Source organism: Clostridium sp. (assembly GCF_047718555.1).
GTDB lineage: Bacteria > Bacillota > Clostridia > Clostridiales > Clostridiaceae > Clostridium_I.
Genome location: NZ_JBDNRK010000106.1, coordinates 1 through 4513 on the forward strand (window position 1 = coordinate 1; position 4513 = coordinate 4513).

Below are 4513 nucleotides of genomic sequence, written 5' to 3' on the forward strand. Positions count from 1 at the left end.
AAGCATCAGAGGTCATAAACAAAAACTCCACCTGATGCCAAGAACTCTGTTTATAAAATAAATATATATTAATATTACGAAGATTATCTAATTAATCTGAAAAAGAGAATTAGAAAAAATAAAGACACTATGAAAATCAATCAATAATAAAATCTTGTTGTTGAATTACATAGTGTCTTTTATATTTATAATGCTTTTTGGTACACTTAAATATTTTTATGAATTTAGTACATCATTCATGTTATAAAGACCTTTTGACTTATTGCACATAAATGCGCAAGCTTTAAGGGCACCTACTGCAAAAACTTCTCTTGAGATTGCAGTATGCTTTAATTCTATAGTTTCCCCTTGGCCGGCAAAGATTATTTCATGCTCACCTACAATACTTCCGCCGCGTATGGCATGAACGCCTATTTCATTGTGCTCTCTCTTGTGAATGCCTTCTCTTCCATTTACATATACTGTATCAGCTTTAATAGCAGCTTTTATAGTATCTCCAAGTAAAAGAGCAGTACCACTAGGAGCATCTACCTTTTGATTGTGATGCTTTTCAATTATTTCAATGTCGTAATTTTCATATAAAAATGCACTTATATTTTTTAATATATTGTTTATCACGTTTATACCTATAGACATATTGCCTGAACGAAATATTGCATGTTCTTTGCTGAAAGCATTTATTTTTTCAATTTGATCATCACTGAAGCCTGTGGTACACAATACAATAGGCAAATTGTTTTTTTCAGCAAGTTTTAAAATATCTTCTAAAGCATCTGGTCTTGAAAAATCAAGAATTACATCTACAGGTACATTGCAGGAATCAATAGTTTTAAATACTGGAAAATCAAAGGAGTCCTTTGTAAAATTGTCGATACCTGCTGCAATTACAGCATTGTCAAATTTTTTAGCTGATTCAATTACTACCCTTCCCATTTTACCGCCGCATCCGTTTAATAATATTCTCACTGTTATTCCTCCTTTAGTGATAAGCCATAGGCTTTAATTTCATCTTTTAATATTTGAAGATTTTTTTCATTCATAGAGCAAAGAGGTAATCTTAAGGAGCCTACCTTGTAACCAAGAAGATTTAATGCGGTTTTTATCGGTATTGGATTAGTTTCTATAAATAGAGCATTACATAAAGATAATGTATTAAGTTGAAGTTCAAGAGCCTTTGAATGATCCCCATTTATATAAGCTATTACCATTTCATGAATCTCTGTAGGAAGAATATTTGCAATTACTGAAATTACACCCTTACCCCCTAAAGATAATATAGGTACAATTTGGTCATCATTTCCTGAATAGATGTCAAATCTATCTTTACAAAGAGCTTTCATCTTTGCAATTTGACTTATATTGCCGCTGGCCTCTTTAATAGCTGTAATATTTTTTAAATCACTTAATTCTAATAGAGTTTCAGGATTTAAATTCATGCCAGTTCTTCCTGGAACATTGTAAAGTACTATGGGAATATTAACTGAATCATTTATAGATTTAAAATGTTCAATTAGTCCCTTTTGAGTGGTTTTATTATAATAAGGGGTTATAACGAGGAGTCCATCAACCCCTACACTTTCTGCCCACTTACTCATTTTAATACTTTCACTGGTATTATTACTTCCTGTACCAGCAATTACAGGTATTCTTTTATTAACCACATCTACAGTGAATTTTATTGTTTCCTTTCGTTCTTCTGTAGTCATAGTAGATGCCTCACCAGAAGTACCGCAAATTACTATGGCATCCGTTGAAGATTTTATGTGCCATTCAATTAATTCTTTAAGTTTCTCTAAATCTACTCCACTTTCTGTAAAAGGAGTTACAATAGCTACAGCGCTGCCTATAAATATACTCATAATAGTCCTCCCTAAAGTATATGTTTTTTATATTTTTCTATATTAATAGTATATTCAAAAGTAATTATAAGTTCTTAGTTTATATGTAGATAAACAATATGAATTTTACAATTATCCCCCTGAAAAATTTTAGCCAACCTTCACATTATATTATATAACTATAATATATAAAATTGTATATAAATATAATATTATAATTTAATAGAATTGACAAATATATTTAGTTGAAATTATTAAGGCATATTCAAATAAATAACTAGTCAGTATGCTAGTATATTTGACTTACTATTTATTTTCATATGCCTAAAACTAATGAATTAATTATAAAAATGTATATATAATTCTCTTTATGCTAACACTAAGTAATAATTATTAATTATTTTGTGGGAGCGATTGTTATGGGGAAAACACCTTTAAAAAAAGTAATAAAGGCAAAACTTAAATCAAATAGAGAGCTGACTGAGATGGAAAAATTAAGAGAGAATATAAAATATGAAATAGCCGAGGAGCTGGGTCTCAGTGAAAAAATTGATGAACTTGGCTGGAGTGGATTAACAGCAGAAGAGACGGGTCGAATAGGTGGGCTAATGACTAAACGAAAAAAGGAACTGCATCTACCTAAAAATGTGGATATACAGAATTATGATGAAAAAAGTCAGAAAAGTAAAGAGTAAGTTTATTTTACTTGTTGACTTATATAGAAAAAATATATAATATTTAATTTGTGAATTTTTTGATTGTGGTAAGCAAGTATTTCTATATGTTGTATAGTAACATTTGAAGTATGATATAATGTAAATAAGATTCTAATAAATTTTATCATTTGTAAAATGATTGTTATTTTATGTCATATAACATTGTTAAATAATGTGTAAATTACAGGAATATTATGTAAATTAATTATGCTTACTGATTTTTAAGCTGTTTTGAGGAGTTAATATGGATTGCTATAAAAATTTTGCCCATGTCTATGATGAACTCATTCACGGAGACGTAGATTATAAAAAATGGGGAAACACTATTCTGGATATATGTAGAGATCATAATGTTGAATTTGAAAGCTATTTGGATCTGGCTTGTGGCACAGGGAATCTTACAGAGGTTATAGGCAAAGCCTTTAAACAAATTTGGGGAGTAGATCTATCCGAAGATATGCTGTGGGAAGCTGATAAAAAGCTCAGAAAGACAAATATAAAGGCAAAGCTAGTAAAGCAGGATATCTGTAATTTGCAGTTAAATAGGAAATTTGACTTGATAACTTGCTGTTTGGATTCAACTAATTATATTTTAGAGGACAAAGATCTAAAAAAATATTTTATTGGAATTAGAAAACATCTAAAAGAAAATGGTATTTTTATTTTTGATGTAAATTCCTACTATAAACTTGCTGAAATTATAGGCAATAATCTTTTTAACTATGATGATGGTGAGGTAGTATATATATGGGAAAATCAATTTGATAATAAAATTGTGGACATGTATCTGACCTTTTTTGTAAAAAATGGTGAAGATTATAAGAGATTTGATGAAGAACATAGTGAAAGAGCCTATAGGGAATGTGAAATAGAAACTTTACTTAGTGAATGTGGCTTTGTAATAATAAATAAATTAAACAATTATAAATATGAGACTATAGATAATAATACAGAAAGAATAGTTTATATACTGAAATGCAGTAAGTAAAAAATATAGGTATCAGTATTGGAGGAAGATTATGGAAGATAAATTGCTGATTGCAACGGCAAAAGATGGAGAAGTCAGAATAATAGCAGCAACTACAACGGAATTAGTGGAAACAGGCATAAAATTTCATGAATGTGAGGCAACCGCAGCCGCTGCACTGGGAAGAATGCTTACAGCTGGAAGTCTTATGGGAGCTATGATGAAAAACGAAAAGGATTCTCTTACATTAAAAATAGATGGGGGAGGAATTGCAAAAGGTGTACTTGTTACTGCTCATAGTGATGCCAGTGTTAAGGGATATATAGGGAATCCAAAGGCTGAATTGCCTCCAAACAGTAAAGGCAAACTTGATGTATCAGGCATAATTGGAAAAGAGGGCACTCTTACACTTATAAGAGATCTTGGTTTAAGAGAGCCTTATGTAGGGCGTGTACCGATATATACAGGAGAAATAGGGGATGATCTGGCATATTATTTTACTGCCTCTGAGCAAGTGCCTTCCGCAGTGGGACTTGGAGTTTTAGTGAATGGGGATTTAAGTATCAGAGCAGCAGGAGGTTTCATAATTCAAATGATGCCAGGACATAATGAACTTACAGCTGATTTAATAACTTACAGATTAGAAGAGATCCCACCTATAACTAAGCTTATAAGTGATGGGATGAATATAGAAGAAATCCTCAATTATATATTTGAAGATATGGATTTAAAGATAGTAGGAGAAATAAAGCCTGAATATAAATGTGACTGTACAAGGGAAAGAGTTGAAAAAGCCCTTATAAGTATAGGAAAAAAGGACTTAGAAGAAATATATAAAGACAACAAAACGGAAGAATTAAGATGTAATTTTTGCAATAAAGCATATACCTTTACTCATGAAGATATAGGTATTATACTTGATAATCTATATAATTAGATTATTGAAGCAAGTTCTTAATTCAGGTGGGGATTCTTTTACCCCATCTGAATTT

At 30.6% G+C, this 4513-nt stretch carries 5 protein-coding genes; 3 read left to right on the top strand and 2 right to left on the bottom strand.

What is annotated here, in order from left to right; genetic code table 11:
* Window positions 1–216 precede the first annotated feature (216 nt).
* Together dapB and dapA are read right to left on the bottom strand one after the other, a co-directional pair.
* On the bottom strand, window positions 217–966 hold the full coding sequence (dapB, locus tag ABF633_RS20440) for a 4-hydroxy-tetrahydrodipicolinate reductase (protein ID WP_415526526.1): 750 nt from the start codon (window positions 964–966) through the stop codon (window positions 217–219).
* 2 nt (window positions 967–968) lie between these two features.
* Entirely contained in the window at window positions 969–1859 is an 891-nt protein-coding gene (dapA, locus tag ABF633_RS20445; protein ID WP_415526528.1) for a 4-hydroxy-tetrahydrodipicolinate synthase, read from the bottom strand.
* A 398-nt stretch (window positions 1860–2257) separates the two neighbouring features.
* On the opposite strand from dapA, the gene ABF633_RS20450 reads away from it, so the two are divergent.
* The 3 genes from ABF633_RS20450 (at window position 2258) to hslO (ending at window position 4458) form a co-directional block, all read left to right on the top strand.
* Window positions 2258–2533 (top strand): small, acid-soluble spore protein, alpha/beta type, encoded by a 276-nt coding sequence (locus ABF633_RS20450; protein ID WP_415526530.1) that lies wholly within the window; start codon window positions 2258–2260, stop codon window positions 2531–2533.
* A gap of 265 nt (window positions 2534–2798) precedes the next feature.
* A complete protein-coding gene (locus ABF633_RS20455) occupies window positions 2799–3542 on the top strand; it encodes a class I SAM-dependent DNA methyltransferase (protein WP_415526532.1) in 744 nt (247 codons plus the stop codon).
* 31 nt (window positions 3543–3573) lie between these two features.
* Window positions 3574–4458, top strand: coding sequence for an Hsp33 family molecular chaperone HslO (hslO, locus tag ABF633_RS20460; protein WP_415526534.1), 885 nt, complete (start codon window positions 3574–3576; stop codon window positions 4456–4458).
* Window positions 4459–4513: the final 55 nt, after the last annotated feature.